Annotated in this window: 15 protein-coding genes, 1 pseudogene and 1 riboswitch; of the genes and pseudogenes, 6 read left to right on the top strand and 10 right to left on the bottom strand. The window is 72.7% G+C overall.

Going from position 1 to position 20,583, the window contains the following annotated elements:
- Positions 1 to 127: 127 nt before the first annotated feature.
- Both GLX30_RS24905 and GLX30_RS24910 read right to left on the bottom strand, forming a co-directional pair.
- Positions 128 to 3,352: a VCBS repeat-containing protein gene (locus GLX30_RS24905; RefSeq protein WP_159692505.1), complete on the bottom strand. Its 3,225-nt coding sequence runs from the start codon at positions 3,350 to 3,352 to the stop codon at positions 128 to 130.
- 180 nt (positions 3,353 to 3,532) lie between these two features.
- Positions 3,533 to 4,816: a cytochrome P450 gene (locus GLX30_RS24910; RefSeq protein WP_159692507.1), complete on the bottom strand. Its 1,284-nt coding sequence runs from the start codon at positions 4,814 to 4,816 to the stop codon at positions 3,533 to 3,535.
- A gap of 303 nt (positions 4,817 to 5,119) precedes the next feature.
- Between GLX30_RS24910 and GLX30_RS24915 the strand changes: the two genes are divergently transcribed.
- Positions 5,120 to 6,289, top strand: coding sequence for a steroid 3-ketoacyl-CoA thiolase (locus tag GLX30_RS24915; protein ID WP_159692509.1), 1,170 nt, complete (start codon positions 5,120 to 5,122; stop codon positions 6,287 to 6,289).
- A 163-nt stretch (positions 6,290 to 6,452) separates the two neighbouring features.
- Here the strand turns inward: GLX30_RS24915 and GLX30_RS24920 are convergent, their stop codons facing one another.
- From GLX30_RS24920 to GLX30_RS24945, 6 genes and pseudogenes are all read right to left on the bottom strand, one after another.
- Positions 6,453 to 7,322, bottom strand: coding sequence for an ECF transporter S component (locus GLX30_RS24920; protein WP_159692511.1), 870 nt, complete (start codon positions 7,320 to 7,322; stop codon positions 6,453 to 6,455).
- Complete coding sequence (locus GLX30_RS24925; protein WP_159692513.1) at positions 7,319 to 9,118, bottom strand: ABC transporter ATP-binding protein; 1,800 nt, start codon at positions 9,116 to 9,118, stop codon at positions 7,319 to 7,321. Before GLX30_RS24925 ends, GLX30_RS24920 begins: the two co-directional genes overlap by 4 nt.
- Positions 9,115 to 10,245: an energy-coupling factor transporter transmembrane protein EcfT gene (locus GLX30_RS24930; protein WP_159695236.1), complete on the bottom strand. Its 1,131-nt coding sequence runs from the start codon at positions 10,243 to 10,245 to the stop codon at positions 9,115 to 9,117. Before GLX30_RS24930 ends, GLX30_RS24925 begins: the two co-directional genes overlap by 4 nt.
- 494 nt (positions 10,246 to 10,739) lie before the next feature.
- Entirely contained in the window at positions 10,740 to 11,402 is a 663-nt protein-coding gene (locus tag GLX30_RS24935) for an SCO2322 family protein (protein WP_159692515.1), read from the bottom strand.
- Positions 11,402 to 12,628, bottom strand: a complete 1,227-nt coding sequence (locus GLX30_RS24940) for a prenyltransferase/squalene oxidase repeat-containing protein (protein ID WP_159692517.1) — start codon at positions 12,626 to 12,628, stop codon at positions 11,402 to 11,404. Before GLX30_RS24940 ends, GLX30_RS24935 begins: the two co-directional genes overlap by 1 nt.
- Positions 12,629 to 12,771: 143 nt before the next feature.
- Positions 12,772 to 12,844, bottom strand: a riboswitch (cobalamin riboswitch).
- 114 nt (positions 12,845 to 12,958) lie between these two features.
- Positions 12,959 to 14,019, bottom strand: a pseudogene (locus GLX30_RS24945) (MBL fold metallo-hydrolase).
- 80 nt (positions 14,020 to 14,099) lie between these two features.
- Here GLX30_RS24945 and GLX30_RS24950 point away from each other — a divergent pair.
- Positions 14,100 to 15,560 (top strand): aldehyde dehydrogenase, encoded by a 1,461-nt coding sequence (locus GLX30_RS24950; RefSeq protein WP_159692519.1) that lies wholly within the window; start codon positions 14,100 to 14,102, stop codon positions 15,558 to 15,560.
- Positions 15,560 to 15,793 (top strand): ferredoxin, encoded by a 234-nt coding sequence (locus GLX30_RS24955; protein ID WP_005318281.1) that lies wholly within the window; start codon positions 15,560 to 15,562, stop codon positions 15,791 to 15,793. The genes GLX30_RS24950 and GLX30_RS24955 overlap by 1 nt, the downstream gene beginning before the upstream one ends.
- 27 nt (positions 15,794 to 15,820) lie before the next feature.
- Here GLX30_RS24955 and GLX30_RS24960 read toward each other — a convergent pair whose 3' ends face one another.
- Positions 15,821 to 16,477, bottom strand: coding sequence for a TetR family transcriptional regulator (locus tag GLX30_RS24960; RefSeq protein WP_159692521.1), 657 nt, complete (start codon positions 16,475 to 16,477; stop codon positions 15,821 to 15,823).
- Between the two features lie 177 nt (positions 16,478 to 16,654).
- On the opposite strand from GLX30_RS24960, the gene GLX30_RS24965 reads away from it, so the two are divergent.
- Genes GLX30_RS24965 through GLX30_RS24975 form a run of 3 tightly spaced genes read left to right on the top strand, consistent with a single transcriptional unit; the run spans position 16,655 to position 19,844 of the window.
- Positions 16,655 to 17,980: a glycosyltransferase family 4 protein gene (locus GLX30_RS24965; RefSeq protein ID WP_159692523.1), complete on the top strand. Its 1,326-nt coding sequence runs from the start codon at positions 16,655 to 16,657 to the stop codon at positions 17,978 to 17,980.
- Between the two features lie 53 nt (positions 17,981 to 18,033).
- Positions 18,034 to 18,768, top strand: coding sequence for a class I SAM-dependent methyltransferase (locus tag GLX30_RS24970; protein ID WP_159692525.1), 735 nt, complete (start codon positions 18,034 to 18,036; stop codon positions 18,766 to 18,768).
- Positions 18,765 to 19,844 carry a prenyltransferase gene (locus GLX30_RS24975; protein WP_159692527.1) on the top strand — a complete coding sequence of 360 codons (1,080 nt, stop codon included), beginning with the start codon at positions 18,765 to 18,767 and terminating at the stop codon, positions 19,842 to 19,844. Before GLX30_RS24970 ends, GLX30_RS24975 begins: the two co-directional genes overlap by 4 nt.
- Positions 19,845 to 20,069: 225 nt before the next feature.
- On the opposite strand, the gene GLX30_RS24980 is transcribed toward GLX30_RS24975, so the two are convergent.
- Complete coding sequence (locus tag GLX30_RS24980) at positions 20,070 to 20,360, bottom strand: hypothetical protein (protein ID WP_159692529.1); 291 nt, start codon at positions 20,358 to 20,360, stop codon at positions 20,070 to 20,072.
- Between the last annotated feature and the right edge of the window lie 223 nt (positions 20,361 to 20,583).

Consider the following 20,583-nt stretch of genomic DNA (forward strand, 5'->3'; position numbering starts at 1 on the left):
GCGGACGTACGCGTTCGCATCGACATGATGGCGCCGCACGGCCGCTGGGCGCAGGGGCCGGCCCCCTGAACGGAGTGCGCCGTCTACGCAGGGACCGCGCCGACGGCACACTCCTCTCAGTTCGGCGTCAGAACAGGCCCTTGAATCCGTTCCAGCCACCGGTGCCGATCAACACCCGGCCGCCGTACGTACCGGCACCCGTGGAGGCGTACCGCCACAGCTTCCCATTCGTGTCCCGAGCCAGCAGATCGGCGCGTCCGTCGCCGGACAGGTCACCGGTCCCGACGAGAGCCGAATAGACGTTCCACCCGCCGCCGACCCGCACCCGCGGCGTCACTCCGCCGGTGGAGGTCCCGTAGTAGCGCCACAGCACACCGGCGGAGTCCGCCCCGAGCAGGTCGCCACGCCCGTCCCCGTTCAGGTCCCCCGCCCCGACGATCCGCTTGTACAGCTTCCAGTTGGTCCCGATCCGCACCCGTGACTTCAGCCGGTGATCGGCCGTACCGGCGTAGAAGTACATGTCACCGGTGGATGCCTGACGGGCGACCAGGTCCACGAACCCGTCCCCGTTGACATCGCCGGACGACGTCAGCTGGTCGTACTGCCCCCAGCCGGACCCGATCAGCGTGTAGGGCGACGAAGCGGTGACGATCTTTCCGCACCCGGGCCGATAGGCCCGCAGCTGGTCGCCGACCCGCACGAGTACGTCCCCGCACCGGTCGCCGTTCACGTCCCCGAAGGGTACGAGTACGGAGTTGGCGGGGAACGTGTCGCCGGATCCGGCGACACGGGAGGACAGCCCGCCCGTACCCGTTCCCCGGTACAGCGATACGGCCCCGGCGGAGTCCGTCACCAGCAGGTCACCGAATCCGTCGTCGCCGGTCATGTCCCGCCACACCGGGGCAGCACCGCTCACGGCCACGGTCCCGGACGCCGCGAGGTCGGCCCCCTGTCCGTCGGCCGGCTTGACGGCCAGGCTCCAGGTGTGGGCGCCGTTGACCACGAGCTTCCCGCTCGCGTCCTTCCAGTCCCACGACGGCGCGACGAGACCACGGGCCTCGCCCCCGGTCAAGGTCCGCACGACCTTCCCGGTGGCCTTGTGCTTCAGCACCAGCGACCAGGAGGCACCCGGCTTCGACAGCCACCACCGCGGCTTCCAGGCCCCGGCCGCGATGTCGGCGGCCGGGATGTCGGCGTCGATGACGGCGATCCGGGAGGCGGGAACGCCCGACGGGACGATCCGCACCCGCCGGTCCTCGCCCGTGTAGGCGACGTGGCCGCCGAAGCGGTCCACCGTCCACCCGGACCGGCGTCCGGTCCGGTCGCCCAGTTCCGCCGCGGTGACGATCACCCGCTGGGGCAGGTCCGCCGCCGTGCCGCCGGCCGGGAGTCCGCCTTGCAGGTCGACGAGGGTGAGGCCGGCCGTGTCCGAGCGGCGGACCAGGTAGCCGTCGCCGAGCAGCGTCTCGTCGGCCCCGAGCCGCAGGGAGCGCTTCTCCTGCCGGTCGTGGACACCGCCGCCCCTGTAGTTGGGCCAGGAGTCGTCGCACTGCCAGTACACCCAGCGCCCCACGGCCTGGAGCTCGCGGGGGACGCACCCCGCGTCGAAGGTCTCACCGGCGGCACCCGTCGACAGGTTCTTCGCCGCCACCGTGGTCGGGACGCCCTGGCCGGTGTCGTCCCAGCCGCCGTCGGCGCTCCACAGGGTGTTGCCCCAGACGGAGGCCGCGACCGGCTCCCGCTTCTGGAGCACGCGGCCGGTGTCGCCGTCCCGGAAGTGCAGGACCGCCTGCTGGCCGCCCCATGCCTGGTCCACCACGCCGAACCGGCCCGAAAGGTCGACGACTTCCGGACTGCCGAGCCCGGAGGTCACCCGCGGCCCCCAGGCGGCGTTGCCGTTCCCGTAGAGCATGGTGACGTCCTGCTCGGTTCCGGCCTTGCGGCCGTGGTGTCCGTCACCGCTCGCGAACATGGTCACGCAGTAGCCGTTCTCCGCGTCGCCGCAGTCGCTGTCGCGGCCCGCCACGAGGCCGTCGACGGTCGAGTTCAGCTCCTCGGGGCGGCCGGAGGTCTTCAGCCAGGTGCTCCGGTAGCCGCCGACGTAGGTGTGCGGCATGAAGAGCTTCGAGTCGTCGGCCGTGGTGAGAATGCCGCTGCCCAGCGAGATGCCGGCCGGGTCGGCCTCCCGGTCCTCGATGTCCGCGACGCGCTTGCGGGTGACGGTGCCGTCCGCGGCGGGCGTGAAGAGGTGGTACCCCCAGTCGAGCGCGCCGTAGGCGGTGTTCTTCTCCGCGCCGGCCACCAGGAGCGAGCCGTCGGGCGTGCGGTGCAGGGAGGTGGAGGCGACGGCCAGCAGGGACGTCAGGCGGCTCCCGTCGAGGTCGCGCAGGGACAGCTCGCTGCCCCGGTACTCGTTGTCGCCCGGGTTCGGCCGGGACACGGTGACGAGGCCGCCGGCGAAGGGCCGGACGGTGTCGTCGTAGGAGATGTTCCGCAGGTCGAGGGTGGCCGGCTCCGCGTCCAGGTCGTCCCGGCGGTACACCTGGGCGGCGTAGGGCTCCGGGGCGCCGAGGTGGAAGACGGTGTCGCGGTCGAAGGAGACGCTCTCTCCATGCGTGGAGAGCGTCTTCACGTTCCCGGTGGCGAGGTCGACGACCCACCACCCCTGGGACATCGTGGTGTCCTCCCACTTGATCGCGCGGACGGCGACGGACCGGGTGTCGCCTTCGCTGATGGTGAGGTTCCACCCCTCCGGCAGACCCTCCAGTTTCTGGTCCCGCACCTCGCCGTTCTCCACGCGCAGCAGGTGCAGGCTCGTCTCGGCGTTCTCCGCACCGGTCCGGGTGATGACGGTGTCGCCGTAGGTCGCGACGTACGACTGGCCCTGCGGGATCGGGATCGTGACCGACGGTCCGCCGCCGGCCCGCTGCTGGAGCGTCACGTGCGGTGCCGGGGACTGCCCGTGGAGGGCCACGGTGTCGGAGCCGTGGCCGAATTCGCCCGGGTACTCGGCGAAACGGAAGTCGTCCACGTCGTAGGCGAGTGGCTTGGGCAGCCGGTGCTCGAGGACGGTGGCCGCGCCGGTGGCGTAGTCGATCCAGCGCAAACGGTCGTCGCCCTCCTGGGCGGCGAGGAAGCCGGTCTCGCCGGCGTTCAGGACGATGGTGGCGCGGGGCACGAAGCGTGCTCCCGGGCTGATGACGACGGGATCGGCGGATGCGCCGGGTACCTCGGCGACGGCCGTCCCCGAGGTGGCGCCGACTCCGGCGGTGACGGCGAGTGCGACGGTGAGAGCGGTACGGCCGAGCGCGCGCCGACGGCGCCCGGCCCGCTTGTTCAGCGGACGAATCACGAAAGAAGTCCCTCCCCAGGGCGCTCGGCGCAGAGGGGGCGTTCACGGAGTCGCCGCTCGTCCCTGCGCGAGCAGGGCGACAGTAGCAGGCGGGATCACTCGCACGACACCAGTTTCGAACCTGTTCAAGAGGCGGCCGAGGTCGGCGCCGGACCGCTGGGCGGACCCGGTCGGGCATACCTAACCGGGCGGGCCGCCGTCACAGTCGTGCGGGTCGGCGGCGCCGGTCGTGACCTGGAGTTCCTTTATGCCGTTCAGCCACGCCGAGCGCAGCCGGCGCGGGTCGCCGGCCAGGCGGAGGTCCGGGAGGGTGTCGGCTATCGCGTCGAAGATCAGGTTGATCTCCATGACGGCCAGGGACTTGCCCAGGCAGAAGTGCGGACCGCCGCCGCCGAAGCCCAGGTGGGGGTTGGGGTCGCGGGTGATGTCGAAGCGTTCCGGGTGGTCGAAGACCGCGGGGTCGTTGTTGGCGGAGGAGTAGAAGAGGCCGACGCGGTCGCCCTTCTTGATGCGGGCGCCGCCCAGGACGACGTCCTGGGTCGCGGTGCGCTGGAAGGAGACCACGGGTGTCGCCCAGCGCACGATCTCCTCCGCCGTCGTGTAGGGGCGCAGCCGCTTGTAGAGCTCCCACTGCTCCGGGTGGGTCAGGAAGGCGTGCATCCCGTGGCTGATCGCGTTGCGCGTGGTCTCGTTCCCGGCCACCGCGAGCAGGATGACGAAGAAGCCGAACTCGTCGGAGGACAGGTTGCCTTCGCCCTCCGCGGCGACGAGCCGGCTGACGATGTCCTCGGCCGGGCACTCCTTGCGCGCCGCCGCGAGGTTCATCGCGTACGAGACGATCTCCATCGCCGCCTCCGTGCCGACCTCCTCCGTGATGGCGTACTCGGGGTCGTCGTACGCGGCCATCTTGTTGGACCAGTCGAAGATCTTGGACCGGTCCTCCTGCGGGACACCGATGAGTTCGGCGATGGCCTGGAGGGGGAGCTCCACGGCGATGTTCGTGACGAAGTCGAAGCTGCCGTCCGGCTTCGCACCGCTCCGCGCCGTCTCCACGATCGAGCGCGCCCGGCGGCGCAGCGCGGCCTCCAGGGAGCGCACGGCGCGCGGGGTGAAGCCGCGCTGGACGATCTGGCGGACCCTGGTGTGCTCGGGCGGGTCCATGTTCAGCATGATCAGCTTCTGGACCTCGATCTGGTCACGGCTGATGGACTCGTTGAAGCGGATGACGGCCGTGTTGGTCCAGGAGGAGAAGAGCTCCGGGTGTGTGGAGACGTGCCGCACGTCCGCGTGCCGGGTGACGACCCAGTAGCCCTCGTCGTCGAAGCCGGAGATGCCGGCGGGCTGTTCGCACCACCAGACGGGCGCGGTGCGCCGCATCTCGGCGAACTCGGGGTGGGGGACGCGGGCCTGGAGGAGGTCGGGGTCGGTGAAGTCGAACCCTGGGGGCAGGTGGGGGCAGGACATCGGCAGCTCCCGCTTCAGCTTCGGGTCGCGGCCTGACGGTCTGATGGGCCATCAGGAAGTGGCCGAAAGGTAATAACGAGTTCTACAAGTAGCAAGGCTCACGGTCGGAACTGTTGCCTGCGCGGGTCGCAGTAAGAGGCGTGCAAGACCCTTGCGTACCGGCGGTAGCACTCATAAGACTTCTTGCAGAACTAGAACGCGTACCAGTTCACTGGTTCGAGAGTCCGACAGTTCCAGAGTTTCGAGAGTTCGGCCCTGAAGGGCGCCGGGACGCCCGGACGGCCGCGAGGAGAGGACGAGCTCATGGCCGCGGAACCCGTCATCGTCGAAGCCGTACGCACCCCCATCGGCAAGCGGGGAGGACTCCTCGCCAACCTCCATCCCGCCTACCTGCTCGGCGAGACCTACCGGGAACTCCTCGCACGCACCGGCATCCACGCCGACTGCGTCGAGCAGATCGTCGGCGGCACTGTCACCCACGCCGGCGAGCAGTCCATGAACCCCGCGCGCACCGCCTGGCTCACCGTCGGCCTGCCGTACGAGACGGCGGCCACCACCGTCGACTGCCAGTGCGGCTCCTCGCAGCAGGCGAGCCACATGGTCGCCAACATGATCTCGGCCGGGGTCATCGACATCGGCATCAGCTGCGGCGTCGAGGCGATGTCGCGGGTGCCGCTCGGCAGCGGGTCCAAGCACGGCCCCGGCAAGCCCTTCCCCGACGAGTGGAACGTCGACCTCCCCAACCAGTTCGAGGCCGCCGAACGCATCGCCCGCCGCCGCGGACTGACGCGGGAGGACGTGGACCGCCTCGGACTGCTGTCCCAGCAGCGGGCGGCGATCGCGTGGAGCGAGGAGCGCTTCAAACGCGAGACGTACGCCGTGCAGGTGCCGACCACGGAGGAGGAACAGGCGGCGGGACAAGGGATGTGGCGGCTCGTCGACCGGGACGAAGGACTGCGCGACACGTCGGCGGAGGCGCTCGCGGGTCTGAAACCGGTCATGCCGACCGCCGTGCACACGGCCGGGAACTCGTCACAGATATCGGACGGCGCGGCCGCCCTCATGTGGGCGTCCAAGCGCATGGCGCGGGCGCTCAAACTGAAGCCACGGGCCCGTATCGTCGCGCAGGCACTCGTCGGCGCCGACCCGCACTACCACCTCGACGGCCCGATCGACGCCACACGGGCGGTGCTGGGCCGGGCCGGCATGTCGCTCAAGGACATCGACGTCATCGAGATCAACGAGGCGTTCGCGTCCGTGGTGCTCAGCTGGGCGCAGGTCTTCGACCAGGATCTCGACAAGGTCAACGTCAACGGCGGCGGCATCGCGCTCGGGCACCCGGTCGGCGCGACGGGCGCCCGGCTCATCACCACGGCGCTCCACGAACTGGAACGCCAGGACAAGGAGTTCGCGCTGATCGCCATGTGCGCGGGTGGCGCGCAGGCGACCGGCACGATCATCCAGCGGATCTGAAGCCCGGGTTCGCCGGCGCGGGTCGCGGGGCCGGCCGTGGGGCTCGGCTGCCGCGCGGGCCCGCGGCAGGGCTGCGGGGTCGGTCTGCGGTACGGCCCCGGGCCTGACCCCAGGGCCGTACCGGCGGTGCTCAGGCGCGGCTCAGGCGCGGCACACGGGCGGCTCACGGGCGGGGAGCGCCGCCGGGGGACTCGAACGTGGCCCGCGCCTCGAACGCCGCCCGCCGTGTCGCCCGCCGCAGCGCCTTCAGAAGCGTCGCGCCGAGGGTGAACGTCAGCACCACCGTGAGCAGCGCTCGGCCGAGGTCCCAGCCGAGGGACGTGGCCGCGCAGTACGCGAGGAAACGGACCAGGTTCTCCTGCACCGGATCACCGGCGTGGAACGAGATGCCGGACGACATGCCGCTGATGATCGTCCAGCCGTACAGGTTCATGACCGTGCCGTACGCGAACGCCGCGAGCGCCCCGTACGCGGCGAGCATCAGCAGCTCCGCCCGCCCCCGCAGCCTCTCCGGGCCCGGCAGCAGGCCCGCGCCCATCGTGAACCAGCCCATGGACAGCATCTGGAACGGCATCCACGGCCCTACGCCGCCCGTCAGCAGCGCGGACGCGAACATGGTGACGGCGCCGAGCACGAACCCGAAACCGGGACCGAGGACCCGGCCGCTCAGCACCATCAGGAAGAACATCGGCTCCAGTCCGGCCGTCCCCGCACCGAGCGGTCTCAGCGCCGCCCCGACCGCGGCCAGCACCCCGAGCATCGCCACGGCCTTCGCGTCCATGCCGCTGTCGGCGATCGTCGCGACGACGACGGCGACGAGGAGCGGGAGCAGCGCGCCGAAGAGCCATGGCGCGTCGCCGGAGTGCGCCGCGAGCCCGGAGCTCTCCCCGGCGAGCAGCGGCCAGCCGAAGAAGACCACGCCGATCGCGCTGATCAGGACGAGCGCGGAGATCGAACGAGGGCCGAGGCGGACGGGACGGGTGGCCCGTGGCGTGGGCGGGACATCGGCCGTGGGCGGGACGGGGGTGCTCACGGGGCTCCCTCCAGGGCCGCCTCGACCTGGGAGACGGTCAGCCACGGCTGCGGCGCGAGGATCTTGGAGACCTGCGGTGCGAAGGCGGGCGAGGAGACCACGACTTCCGCCGTCGGCCCGTCCGCGACGACCTCGCCGCCCGCCAGGATCACCACCCGGTGCGCCAGTTCGGCCGCCAGCTCCACGTCATGGGTCGCCAGGACGATCGCGTGCCCGTCCTCGGCCAGACCCCTCAGCACGGCCACCAGCCGGCTCTTCGCCGCGTAGTCCAGTCCACGGGTCGGCTCGTCGAGGAGCAGCAGCGGAGGGCGGCCGGTGAGCACGATCGCCAGCGCGAGCGCCAGACGCTGCCCCTCCGAGAGGTCACGGGGGTGCGTCGTGTCGGGCACGCCCGGCAGCAGCTCGGTGACCAGTGCCCGGCAGGTGCCGGGGGCCGCGTCCGCGTCCGAGTCGGCGGCCGCGCATTCGGCGGCCACCGTGTCCGCGTAGAGCAGGTCGCGGGGCTCCTGCGGTACGAGCCCGACCTGCCGGATCAGCTCGCGCGGGTCCGTGCGGTGGGGAGTGCGGCCGCCGACCGTGACCGTCCCCGCCGTCGGTTCGACCATGCCGACGAGGGCGTTGAGCAGGGTCGACTTGCCGGCGCCGTTGCGGCCCATCAGGGCGACGGTCTCGCCGGGGGCGACGGCCAGGTCGACCCGCCGGAGCGCCTCGACGCGGGCGCGGCGGACGGCGAGCGCGGTGGTGGTGGCGACGAGGTGGGTGGCCTCCGGTGTCGAGGCCGCGGGGGGTGGGGAGGTGCGGAGGAGGCGGGCGAGGAGACGGTGGCGGGCGGGGCCGCTGCGCGGGGCTCGTTCCCCTACCCGCCCCTTCCCGAACCGGGCTCCGCCCGGACCCGGTACCGCGCTTCGCGCGGTGTCCTCAATCGCCGGACGGGCTGAATTTCGCTGCGCGAAATCAACGTTGCCGGGGGCGCTTCCCACGGCCGCCAGGCGGTCACGCAGCGCGTCCGCCCGGCGGCGGGCGTCGCGGACCGACAGGGGGACGGGGGACCAGCCCGCGAGGCGCGCCAGCGTCACCACCGGTGGGCGGACCGGCGAGTCGGCCATCACCGTGGCCGGATCGCCGACGACCGGCGCGGCCCCGGGCGCGGGCAGGAGCACCACCCGGTCCGCGTACTGGACGACCCGCTCCAGGCGGTGTTCCGCCATCAGCACCGTCGTGCCCAGGTCGTGGACGAGGCGTTGCAGCACAGCGAGGACCTCTTCCGCCGCCGCCGGGTCCAGCGCCGACGTCGGCTCGTCGAGCACGAGGACCTTCGGGTGCGTGGTCAGCACCGAGCCGATCGCCACACGCTGCTGCTGGCCGCCGGACAGCGTCGCGATGGGCCGGTCGCGCAATTCCACCAGACCCAGCAGGTCGAGCGTCTCCTCGACCCGCCGCCGCATCACGCCGGGGGCGAGGCCCAACGACTCCATGCCGTACGCGAGTTCGTCCTCGACCGTGTCGGTGACGAAATGGGCGAGCGGGTCCTGGCCCACCGTGCCGACCACGTCCGCGAGTTCGCGCGGCTTGTGGGTGCGGGTGTCCCTGCCACAGACCGTGACCCGGCCGCGCAGCGTCCCGCCCGTGAAGTGCGGGACGAGCCCGGACACCGCGCCGAGCAGGGTCGACTTGCCCACGCCGGACGGGCCGACGAGCAGGACGAGTTCACCTTCCGGGACGGTGAGGTCGATGTTCTCCAGCGTCGGCGCGGCAGCGCCCTCGTACGTCACGGAGACGTTCTCGAAGCGGATCACCTGGACGACTCCTTGGCTCCTACGGGGACGGCTCCTGCGGGGACCGGCGCGACGAACGCCGGAAGCAGGCCGATCAGCACGGACAGTGCGGGCCACAGCGGCAGTTCTGGTGCCGTCAGCGGTACGACGCCGGGGTGCAGCGCCTCGCTGCCCGGTACGGTCGCCGCCCGGACCATCAGCGCGGCGACGGCCGCGCCGGAACCGGCCACCAGCCAGGACCGCGCACCCCACCGGTCAGGGCGGTAGCGGCTTCGGACCGAACGCCGGCCGCCCAGCCACAGGCCACCGGCCGCCGCGGCCAGCCCGGCGAGCAGCAGCGGTACGCCGTAGCGTGCGCCCTCCGCGGCGAGCAGCCCGTACGATCCGGCGCACACCCCGAGCAGCCCGCCGAGGGTGAGCGCCGTCGTGGTGTGCCGCACGGCGGGCGGCACCTGGGCGGTGCGGCCGTACCCGCGGGCGTCCATGGAGGCGGCGACCGCGACGGACCGCTCCAGCGCGCCCTCCAGGACCGGCAGCCCGATCTGGGCGACGGCCCGCACACCGCCGGTCGGTCGGCCCCGCAGGCGGCGGGCGGTGCGCAGCCTGAGGACGTCCGCGACCATGTTCGGCGCGAAAGTCATGGCGACGACGACCGCGACACCGGCCTCGTACAGCGCGCCCGGCAGCGACTTGAGGAGCCGAGCGGGGTTGGCGAGCGCGTTGGCGGCGCCGACGCAGATGAGCAGGGCCGCGAGCTTCGCGCCGTCGTACAGCGCGAACACGATCTGCTCGGCGAACACCCGCCCGCCGATCCGCACGCCGTCCGCCCAGCCGGGCATCGGCACCTCGGGGAGCGTGAACAGCACGTGCGTACCGGCGATGGGGGAGCCGAGGGCGACGGAGAATACGACGCGTACGCCGATGACGAGCAGCCCGAGCTTGACGAAGGCGCCGTAGGAGCGGGCCCACGGCGCGTCGGTACGGCGGGCGGCCACGACGTAGCCGGCGACGCCGACGAGCAGCCCGAGGATGAGGGGGTTCGTCGTCCGCGAGGCGGCGACGGCCAGCCCGAGCGCCCAAAGCCACCAGGCGCCGGCATGCAGGGCGTTGCTCCGGCTCGCGACGGGGGCGCGGAGCGCGCCGATCAGGGGGCGCGTTCCGTGGCCGGGACCGTGTGGTGCGACGGCCCCGTGCGCTGTGGGCCGGGCCGGGGCCTGACCGGGCGCGTTGGGTGCGGCGGTCCCGTGCGGTGCGCCGGGGCGCTGCCCCGGACCCCGCGCCTCAATCGCCGGCGGGGCTTGATGTGCCCCGGTGTCTGCCTCGGCGCGACGCGTCGGCGGGGCTGGGTGTGCCGGGTCGTCGGCGTGCGGCTGGGGTGCGGGGCCGTTGGGTGCCCCGGCCCCGTGCGGTATGCCGGGGTCCTGCCCCGGACCCCGCGCCTCAATCGCCGGCGGGGCTTGATGTGCCCCGGTGTCTGCGTCGGCGCGACGCGTCGGCGGGGCTGGGTGTGCCGGGTCGTTCGGTTGGGCGTGCGGCGTGGGGCCGTTGGGTGCGGCGGTCCAGTGCGGTGCGCCGGGGCGCTGGCCCGGGCCCCGGGCCTCAATCGCCGGCGGGGCCGGATGCGCCCCGTCGGGGCGGGAGGTCATCGGTGGGTGTGGCGGGAGCGCCACACCGCCGCTCCGGCCAGGGTCAGGACCGCCGCGATGCCCGCGTAGACGCCCACCGACGGGCCGTCGCCGCCTGCCGGTTCCTTCGTCGTGACCACGGCCGTGCTCGAGCCCGTGCCGGGTGCCGGCGGGTCGGCCGGCAGTGCCTGGTCGCCGCAGCCCGAGCCGGGGTAGCCCGAGATCGCGCACAGCAGCGCCTCGCTGTTGTAGCGCAGCGGCTTCGCCACCTGTGCCAGTGCCTCCGCCGTCGTCGCCGCCGGGGCGACCCGCGCGCACGCCGTTCGCTGCGCGGGCGGCGTCCCGCCCTGCGGGGCGTCCGACGCCGTGCCGAAGTCGATGACGAGGGCGAGCCGCTTCGCGCCGTCCTTCGCGGGTGTTCCCGCGCAGATCGTGGCGAAGTCGGGCGCCGTGCGCGGGGTCGCCGCGTCCCCGCTGTCCTCGCTGACGGAGAACCGGAAGCCGTGCACGGATCCGTCGGCCGGGCGGGCGGTGGCCGGGCCCTCCGTGGCGTACGTCCACTCGCCGCCGCTGCTCTTCCAGAACGACCAGTAGCGGTAGCCCGCGGCCTGTGCGGGAGCCGCGACGGCCACCGTGAGCAGGGCGCACAGGCCGAGAAGGGCGAGGAAGCGGGCGCGCATCAGCTCTGGTTCTTCCTGCGGCCGCTGAACAGGAATCCGACACCGACGGCCGCGACGAAGAACACGCCCACGATCCACCAGGTCGAGGAGGACGAGTCGGAGGAGTCCTCGCTCTTCGCGGAGGCGGACGGAGAGGCGGCCGCCTGCGGGGCGGGACCGGTCGCGTTCAGGGCCGCGACCAGGTCCTGGCCGCCGAAGGACTTCGGGTCGGCGCCGGCCGCGCGGGCGGCGAAGATCAGCTGGGCGTAGGCGGCGGGACCGTTCTGCTTCGCCCAGGCCGCCGAGTTCTGCTGGAGCCACGCCAGCGGCTTCTTCGCCTGCTCGGCCAGGCCCTGCGCGGACAGCGCGACGATCGCGTCGGCCGTGTTGCCGTAGTCCGGTGCGGGCGAGGAGTCGTCGGCGCCCGGCATCGGCGGGGTGTCGAAGTGGCCCTTCTTCGCCAGCCCGTTCGCGAGGTACGCCGCGCCGTTGTGCGCCGCGCCCTCGATGTCGGTGGCCTTCTCGCAGGCCGTGCCCTTGGCGTCCTCGGTGCCGGCGCCGGTCGCCGCCAGGCCCTTGCCGTGGGCTGCGAGCACGGCCGCCGCGGTGGAGTCGGCGACGATGCCGGGGGACGCGACCTGGTAGACGAACGCGCCGCCGTCCTCGCCGCCGCAGGGCTTCGCGAAGGTCAGCAGCGCGTCGTAAGGAGTCTTGCCGCCCTTGGACTTCGCGGCGGCGGGCTGCTCGCCGGCCGCGGCGAGCGCGCCGATGACGACGGATGTCGAGTTGGCGTCGCTCGCGCCGCCCGGGTTGTAGCCCCAGCCGCCGTCCTCGTTCTGCACGGACTTCAGCCAGCCGACGGTCCTGTCGACCACGGCGTCCTGCCCTCCGAGCGCGGCGAGCGCCTGCACGGCCGCCGCACTGGCGTTGGTGTCGAGCGGCAGCTCGGCGTCGCAGTCCTTCGCGGTGTCGGCGCGGTACGAGGGGAAGCCGCCGCCCGCGCACTGCTGCCCGGTCAGGAAGGCGACCGCCGCGTCCGCGGGCCTCACGCCGGTGGTGTCCTGGGCGAGGAGGGCGAGCGACTGCCGCCACACACCGTCGTAGGTCGGGTCGCCCTTGCCGTAGAGCCCGGCGGGCAGTTCCGCGGACGGGGTGGGGGAGGGGGCCGCGAAGGCGGCGGGTGCGGCGGACAGGCCGAGCACGGCGGAGGCGACGAGCGCGGCTGCGCCGCGGCGAACGGTGGTCATGGCGGGCGGTGCCTCTCCTGCGGTACTCCCGGCGGGATCCGGGCACGGGCACGCTCAGGCACCTGGGCTCCGGCTCCGTATGCCTCGACGGTGCCGGTCACCGGCGGGCTGCCGGTGACACGAGCCGGTCACGACCTCGTACGGGGCATTCCGACTTGCCACCACGGACGGCGGCTCACGGTTGCGGGTCAGCGCCGGATTTCCACCGGCTTCCCCCCGTACGGGTAATGATGACGACGGCGCCACTCTACCGGCCGGTCGCGTACCCGGACGTGGGGCGCCCGTCACACCGCTGTCCACCGGGCCGGCTCCCCCGACGTGGGGCGCCCGTCACACCGCCACGTACCGGGCCGGCTCCCCGCCCGCCGCGACCTCCGCACGGCCGAGCTTCACCAGCCGCCGCAGATGCGCCTCCGCCTCGGACACGGCGATGGTGCGGGAGCCGTACGGGATCTGCTCCCAGGGCCTGTTCCACTCCATCCGCTCGGCGACCTGCCAGGCCGTGAGCGGCCGGGCCAGCAGCGCCAGCAGTCCGGTGAGCCGCTGCTCGTGGTGGGCGAGCAGCTCCCGCACCCGGTCCTGGGCGCCGGTGAAGGCGTGCTGGTGGGCGGGGAGCACTTCGGCGGGGCGAGCCGGCCGACGCGTTCCAGGGAGTCGAGGTAGTCGCCGAGGGGGTCGGTCACGGTGGCGTCGTCGGGATCCTCGTAGAGGCCGATGTGGGGGGTGATGCCGGGCAGCAGGTGGTCGCCGGAGAAGAGGCGGCCGTTGCCGGGACGGCCCGCCGGGTGAGCCTCTTCGAGGTGGAGGCAGACATGGCCGGGGGTGTGGCCGGGCGTCCATACGGCCCGCAGTCTTCGGCCCGCCAGGTCGAGCAGCTCGCCCGGGACGATCTCCCGGTCGGGCAGTGCCGGGCGCAGGCCGGGCAGTCCGCCCCCGCCACCGGCGGCGCGCGCGGCTCTCAGCGGTGCGATGTGTGCCTCGGGCGCCCCGGCGCGGGCGAGTTTGCCGGCGAGGTAGTCGAGCCACAGCCCCGATTCGGCCTCCCGGGTGCGGCGCACGACGGTGGCGTCGGCGGCGTGCATCGCGATCCACGCGCCGGACGCCTCGCGGACGCGGCCGGACAGCCCGTGGTGGTCGGGGTGGTGGTGGGTGACGACGACACCGTGGATCTCGGCGGGCGAGGTGCCGCAGGCGGCGAGCCCCGCCGAGAGCGTGTCCCAGGCGGTCGGGTCGTCCCAGCCGGTGTCGACGAGGACCGGCCCACGGTCGGTGTCGAGGAGGTGGACCAGGGTGTGGCCGAGCGGGTTGTCCGGGATGGGGACGCGCAGGGAGCGGACGCCGCCGCCGTGGTCGGTCACATGCCCAGCCGCTGCCTCGTCCGTCGGCGCCATGGCCATTGCCCCCTGTAACCGGAACTGATATCAGTTCTGAAACTGTGTCAGATAGTGCGCCCCGGCGGGAGGCAGCAGTCATGACCGAGCTCGTGGAACACGGAGAACTGTTCATCGGCGGCGAGTTGACGGCCCCGCTCGGCACGGAAGTGATCGAGGTGATCTCCCCGCACACCGAACAGGTCATCGGCCGCGTCCCGCACGCCTCACGCGCCGATGTGGACCGGGCGGTGGCCGCCGCGCGCCGGGCCTTCGACGAAGGGCCCTGGCCGCGCACGACGCTCGAGGAGCGGATCGAGGTCGTCGGCCGGATCAAGGACGCCGTCGCCGTACGGCACGAGGAGATCGCGCGGTCCATCAGCGCGCAGAACGGCTCCCCCTACTCGTGGAGCGTCCTCGCCCAGGCGCTCGGCGCGATGATGGTGTGGGACTCGGCGATCTCCGTCGCCCGGGAGTTCACGCACGAGGAGCGGCGCAGCGGCGTCCTCGGCCCGATCCTGGTGCGGCGCGAGCCGGTGGGTGTCGTCGCGGCCGTGGTGCCGTGGAACGTCCCGCAGTTCACCGCCGCCGCGAAGCTCGCCCCCGCGCTGCTCGCGGGCTGCACCGTCGTCCTCAAGCCGTCGCCCGAGACGCCCCTCGACGCGTACATCCTCGGCGAGATCGCGCGGGAGGCGGGGCTGCCGGAGGGAGTCCTGTCGATCCTGCCCGCGGGCCGGGAGGTCAGCGAGTACCTGGTCGGGCACAAAGGCGTGGACAAGGTCTCCTTCACCGGCTCCGTCGAGGCCGGCCGCCGGGTCATGGAGGTCGCCTCGCGCAACCTGACCCGCGTCACCCTCGAACTCGGCGGCAAGTCGGCGGCCGTGATCCTGCCCGACGCCGACCTCGCCACCGCGGTGGCCGGGATCGTCCCGGCCGCCTGGATGAACAACGGCCAGGCCTGCGTGGCCCAGACCCGCATCCTCGCGCCGCGCAGCCGCTACGACGAGATCGCGGAGACCTTCGCCGCCGCGGCCTCCGGGCTCGTCGTCGGCGACCCCCTCGACGTGGCCACCCAGGTCGGCCCGCTGGTCGCGGAGCGCCAGCAGCGGCGATCGCTGGACTACATACGCGTCGGGCAGGAGGAGGGCGCCAAGGTCCTGTGCGGGGGCGGCCGTCCGGCCGGACGGGAACGCGGCTGGTACGTGGAGCCGACCCTCTTCGGCGGCGTCGACAACTCCATGCGCATCGCCCGCGAGGAGATCTTCGGCCCGGTGATCTGCCTGCTGCCGTACGGTGACGAGGACGAGGCCGCCGCGATCGCGAACGACTCCGACTACGGCCTCAGCGGCAGCGTGTGGACGTCCGACGTCGAGCACGGCATCGACTTCGCACGGCGGGTACGGACCGGCACGTACAACGTCAACACCTTCAGTCTCGACATGCTCGGCCCGTTCGGCGGCTACAAGAACAGCGGCGTGGGCCGTGAGTTCGGCCCTGAGGGCTACGGCGAGTTCCTCGAGCACAAGATGATCCACCTGCCCGCCGGACACGGGAGCCACTGATGGGGGACCGCTGGCGCGTCGAGGTGGACCGCACCCTGTGCATCGGCTCGGGCATGTGCGTCGGCCACGCCCCGGACAGCTTCGACCTCGACGCGGCGCGCCAGTCGCACGCGCGGGCCACCACGGCCGACGCCGACGAGAAGCTCCTCGCGGCCGCGGAGAACTGCCCGGTGGAGGCCATCACGCTCACCGCGGCGGACAGCGGCGAGCCGGTCTTCCCGCCGGAGGAGTAGCCGCTGCGCCCCGAGGTCCGCAGGGTCCTAGTCCGTGCCGCGCCGGGTCTTCGGTGCGGCACGGCCCTGCGCCGTGCCGGGCGACGTCAGGTCGATCAGCCGGCAGACCGTCTCGATGTCGATCTTCACCTGGGCGATGGAGGCGCGCCCCGACAGCCAGGTGATCAGCGCCGAGTGCCAGGTGTGCTCGATGACACGGACGGCGGAGAGCTGCTCCGGCGTCGGGTGCTCGATCCCCATCGCGTCCAGGATGATCGCCGTCGTCTGCCGCGAGACGGTGTCCACTTCGGGGCTCACACTGCGGTCCGCGAAGGTCAGCGCCCGCACCATCGCGTCCGCGAGGTGCGGCTCGCGCTGGAGCGCCCGGAAGGCCCGCATAAGCGTCTCCGCGACCCGCTCGGAGGGGCTCTCCCCGCCCGGCGGGCGCTTGCGCAGCGTCGTGTGCATCTGCTGGAGCTGGTCCTGCATGGTCGCGACCAGCAGATGGATCTTGGAAGGGAAGTAGCGGTACAGCGTGCCGAGCGCGACGCTCGACGACTCGGCGACCTCCCGCATCTGCACCGCGTCGAACCCGCCACGGCTCGCGAGCCGGGCGCTCGCGTGCAGGATGCGGCGGCGGCGCGCCTCCTGCCGTTCGGTGAGGGGCGGCGTCGCGGGCATCGTCGGCCTTCCTTGCGCTGTCATAGTCCCGGTGTCCGTTCCCTCACCCGCCCGCCGTGGCGGGAATCACCTGATCCGCCGGTCACAGTCGCGCTACCGCCCGGTAGATTCGAAGTCCCTTGAACCATCAACTCTGAAACTTGTTCTAGATTAGCGCGACCGATTAGGCTCCGCCGAAACGCAGTGAGAAGGGGGCCCCGGGTGACCGCAGAGGCCATAGAGGCCGGCCCCCGAGCGGGCACGTCAGGCACGTCCGGCAGCGGTGACGCCCCGCTGCGCATCGCCCTCCTGACGTACAAGGGGAACCCGTTCTGCGGCGGCCAGGGCGTCTACGTACGCCACCTGTCGCGCGAACTCGCCCGGCTCGGCCACCGCGTCGAGGTGATCGGTGCCCAGCCCTACCCGGTCCTCGACGAGGGCGTGCCGCTCACCGAGCTGCCCAGCCTCGACCTGTACCGCAGCCCCGACCCGTTCCGCACGCCCGGCCGCGGCGAGTACCGGGACTGGATCGACGCACTCGAGGTCGCCACGATGTGGACCGGAGGCTTCCCGGAGCCGCTGACGTTCTCGCTCCGCGCCCGCCGCCACCTGCTGGCCCGGCGCGGCGAGTTCGACGTCGTCCACGACAACCAGACCCTCGGCTACGGCCTCCTCGGCGACATCGGCGCCCCGCTGGTCACGACGATCCACCATCCGATCACCGTCGACCGGCAACTGGACCTCGACGCCGCGGAGAGCTGGCAGCGCCGGGCCTCCGTGCGCCGCTGGTACGGCTTCACCCGCATGCAGAAGCGCGTCGCCCGCAGGCTGCCCTCCGTGCTCACCGTCTCCGGCTCCTCGCAGCAGGAGATCGTCGACCACCTCGGCGTACGGCGCGACCGCGTCCATGTCGTCCACATCGGCGCCGACACCGACCTCTTCGCGCCGGACCCCTCCGTCGCCGAGGTCCCCGGCCGGATCGTCACGACCTCCAGCGCCGACGTCCCCCTCAAGGGCCTCGTCCACCTCGTCGAGGCGCTCGCCAAACTCCGCACCGAGAACCCGGACGCCCACCTCGTCGTCGTCGGCAAGCGCGCCGAGGACGGCCCGGTGGCGCAACTCATCGAGCGCTACGGCCTCGACGACGCCGTCCGGTTCGTCAAGGGCATCACCGACGCCGAACTGGTCGACCTTGTGCGCAGCGCCCAGATCGCCTGCGTGCCGTCGCTGTACGAGGGCTTCTCGCTGCCCGCCGCGGAGGCCATGGCCACCGGCACACCGCTCGTCGCCACCACCGGCGGCGCGATCCCCGAGGTCGCCGGCCCCGACGGTGAGACCTGCCTGGCCGTGCCGCCCGGCGACGCGGAGGCCCTGGCCGCCGCCCTGCGCCGGCTGTTCGGCGATCCGGACCTGCGGGCCCGGCTCGGCGACGCCGGACGGGCCAGGGTGCTGGCCCGCTTCACCTGGAAGCAGGCCGCGATCGGCACCGCGGAACGCTACCGCGAGGCGATCGCCGCATCGTCCGCCGCTTCCGTGCGCACCCACTGACCCCAGCTCCACCAGGAAGACCCGAGCTCCGCCCCCAGGAAGGCAGACCCCCCGTGCTGACCGTCGACTTCTCCCGCTTTCCGCTCGCCCCGGGCGACCGCGTGCTCGATCTGGGCTGCGGCGCCGGCCGGCACGCGTTCGAGTGCTACCGGCGCGGAGCGCAGGTCGTTGCCCTCGACCAGAACGGCGAGGAGATCCGCGAGGTCGCCAAGTGGTTCGCCGCGATGAAGGAGGCCGGGGAGGCCCCCGCCGGCGCGACCGCCACCGCCATGGAGGGCGACGCCCTCAACCTGCCCTTCCCCGACGAGTCGTTCGACGTCGTCATCATCTCCGAGGTGATGGAGCACATCCCCGACGACAAGGGCGTGCTCGCCGAGATGGTCCGCGTCCTGCGGCCCGGCGGCCGCATCGCGGTCACCGTTCCGCGTTACGGCCCCGAGAAGGTCTGCTGGGCACTCAGCGACGCCTACCACGAGGTCGAGGGCGGCCACATCCGCATCTACAAGGCCGACGAACTGATCGCCAAGATGAAGCAGGCGGGCCTGCGGCCGTACGGCACCCACCACGCGCACGCGCTGCACTCGCCGTACTGGTGGCTCAAGTGCGCCTTCGGCGTGGACAACGACAAGGCGCTGCCGGTGAAGGCGTACCACAAGCTCCTCGTCTGGGACATCATGAAGAAGCCGCTGGCCACCCGCGTCGCCGAGCAGGCCCTGAACCCTCTGATCGGCAAGAGCTTCGTGGCGTACGCGACCAAGCCGCACCTTCCCGTGGACGCCGCCAAGTGACGTTGCCCGGACGTACCGAACACCTTGTCCTGCCCGGGGTCCTGAGCGCGGAGGAGGCCGTGGAGACCGTCGCCGGGATCCTCGCCGTGCAGCGCCCCGACGGCGCGATCCCCTGGTTCCGCGGCCACCACCTCGACCCGTGGGACCACACGGAAGCCGCGATGGCGCTCGACGCGGCGGGCGAGCACGATGCCGCCACCCGCGCCTACGAGTGGCTCGCCCGGCACCAGAACGACGACGGCTCCTGGTACGCCGCCTACCACGACGGCGACCCGGCCGCCGTCACGGACCACGGCCGCGAGAGCAACTTCTGCGCCTACATCGCGGTCGGCGTGTGGCACCACTACCTCGCCACCGGCGACGAGGTCTTCCTCGACCGGATGTGGCCGGTGGTGTACGCGGCCGTCGAATTCGTCCTGGGGCTCCAGCAGCCCGGCGGCCAGATCGGCTGGAAGCGCGAGCCGGACGGGACAGCGGTCAACGACGCCCTCCTGACCGGCAGTTCCTCCATCCACCACGCGCTGCGCTGCGCGCTTGCCGTCGCGGAGGAACGCGAGGAGCCCCAGCCCGACTGGGAACTCGCGGCCGGTGCGCTCGCCCACGCCGTCCGCCACCACCCCGAGCGGTTCCTGGACAAGGACCGCTACTCGATGGACTGGTACTACCCCGTCCTCGGCGGCGCGGTGACCGGCGACGAGGCAAAGGCCCGCATCGAGTCCCGCTGGGACGACTTCGTCGTGCCCGGCCTGGGCGTGCGGTGCGTCCTGCCGAACCCGTGGGTCACCGGCGGCGAAAGCTGCGAACTGGCGCTCGCGCTGTGGGCGGTGGGCGAGTCCGACCGCGCCCTGGAGATCCTCCAGTCCATCCAGCACCTCCGCGCGGAGGGCGGCCTGTACTGGACGGGCTACGTCTTCGAGGGCGAGCGCGCGATATGGCCCGAGGAACTGACGACATGGACGGCGGGCTCGCTGCTGCTCGCCGTGGCGGCGCTCGGTGGTGACGAGGCGACGACGGCGGTGTTCGGCGGTGAGCGTCTGCCGAAGGGGCTGGCGCCGGACTGCTGCGAGGTGGGCTGACGGGGGGCGTGGCCGCTGCGCGGGGCGTTTTCCCCACCCCGCCCCTTCCCGAAACCGGGGGCTCCGCCCCCGGACCCCCGCGCCTCAAACGCCGGCGAGGCTGATTTCGCGGAGCGAAATCCAGCCCGCCCGGCGCTTGAGGGCACCGCGCGAAGCGCGGTACCGGGTCCGGGCGGAGCCCGGTTCGGGAAGGGGCGGGGTGGGGAACAAGCCCGCCGCAGGCGGTCAGCGGCGTCGCAGCGCACCCGCCGCCGCGTGGCCGATGAACAGGTAGACGATCGCCGCCAGCCCGTAGCCCGCGACCACCCGCGCCCATTCCTTGTCGAAGGTGAACAGGTCGTGGGACCAGCCGGCCAGCCAGCGGGCCGTCTCGCGGACGAACTCGACGAGGTCGTTGGCCCTGTTGGCGTCCAGAAGGTACATCAGGATCCACAGGCCGATGACGAAGGCCATGACGTCCGCTACGACGGCGACGATTCTCGCCGCTGTGGTGGTACTGCTCGTAGTTGTTGTCATGCTCAGCGTGTTGCCGCTTGTGCGTGTGTGAAACCCTTTCGGGCTCGCCCAAGTGGCGGCACGTCAAGAGATTCGGGGCTCGGCGGCTGAGGCTGCCGCCGACGCCGCAAGCGCACCGGCGGCGGCACCTTCTCAAGGCCGGCCTGCGCGAGTTCCTAGGCGCGGGGACGGCGTGTATCGCGGGCGTATCGAAAAGCGCATACGCCACCGCAACGGCCCTCCG

Origin of the sequence: Streptomyces sp. Tu 2975, assembly GCF_009832925.1 — a bacterium.
Lineage (GTDB): Bacteria > Actinomycetota > Actinomycetes > Streptomycetales > Streptomycetaceae > Streptomyces.

Excerpts from the sequence above, each read along its gene's own strand:
- GLX30_RS24910 (WP_159692507.1), bottom strand. The coding sequence starts at position 4,816 with ATGTCCTGCCCCCACCTGCCCCCAGGGTTCGACTTCACCGACCCCGAC.
- GLX30_RS24915 (WP_159692509.1), top strand. The coding sequence starts at position 5,120 with ATGGCCGCGGAACCCGTCATCGTCGAAGCCGTACGCACCCCCATCGGC.
- GLX30_RS24935 (WP_159692515.1), bottom strand. The coding sequence starts at position 11,402 with ATGCGCGCCCGCTTCCTCGCCCTTCTCGGCCTGTGCGCCCTGCTCACG.
- GLX30_RS24940 (WP_159692517.1), bottom strand. The coding sequence starts at position 12,628 with ATGACCACCGTTCGCCGCGGCGCAGCCGCGCTCGTCGCCTCCGCCGTG.
- GLX30_RS24950 (WP_159692519.1), top strand. The coding sequence starts at position 14,100 with ATGACCGAGCTCGTGGAACACGGAGAACTGTTCATCGGCGGCGAGTTG.
- GLX30_RS24955 (WP_005318281.1), top strand. The coding sequence starts at position 15,560 with ATGGGGGACCGCTGGCGCGTCGAGGTGGACCGCACCCTGTGCATCGGC.
- GLX30_RS24960 (WP_159692521.1), bottom strand. The coding sequence starts at position 16,477 with ATGACAGCGCAAGGAAGGCCGACGATGCCCGCGACGCCGCCCCTCACC.
- GLX30_RS24980 (WP_159692529.1), bottom strand. The coding sequence starts at position 20,360 with ATGACAACAACTACGAGCAGTACCACCACAGCGGCGAGAATCGTCGCC.